Genomic DNA, 345 nt, shown 5'->3' on the forward strand with positions numbered 1-345 from the left:
CGTTTCAGCGGGCGGGGAGTAAAAGCGGACAACATGAGGACGGATTAACCCCCGGTATCCTGTAGCCGGGTAAGGGCTGCTGTGTCGCCACGGCGCTCCAGGATGGAGGCCGCGACCATCGCAGGTGGTGGGTCCATGGGTTTGAGCATCTTCATCCAGTCCCATTCACGTTGTGAGAGCTTCTCAGCACCAACAGAGAGCAGAACGGTATCTATACTTTTGAGGGTCAACATAAGAGGATGAGTCCTTAATAAAACAGGTCCTCAGAGCATACATATTCTGCGGAGCGTGCGGCAACAACAGGACGAACAGGGGCGGTTTTCAATTTGCAGCCGTCAGGCTGCC

1 protein-coding gene is annotated in these 345 nt (G+C 55.1%); it reads right to left on the reverse strand.

The genetic code is table 11. From position 1 onward, the window contains the following. Positions 1-44 precede the first annotated feature (44 nt). On the reverse strand, positions 45-233 hold the full coding sequence (locus ACUU1M_RS20735) for a hypothetical protein (protein WP_000956787.1): 189 nt from the start codon (positions 231-233) through the stop codon (positions 45-47). Positions 234-345: the final 112 nt, after the last annotated feature.

The sequence above is a fragment of the Shigella sp. SIG6 genome, assembly GCF_053555815.1.

Coding starts and splice junctions, on each gene's coding strand:
- ACUU1M_RS20735 (WP_000956787.1), bottom strand. CDS start 233: ATGTTGACCCTCAAAAGTATAGATACCGTTCTGCTCTCTGTTGGTGCT.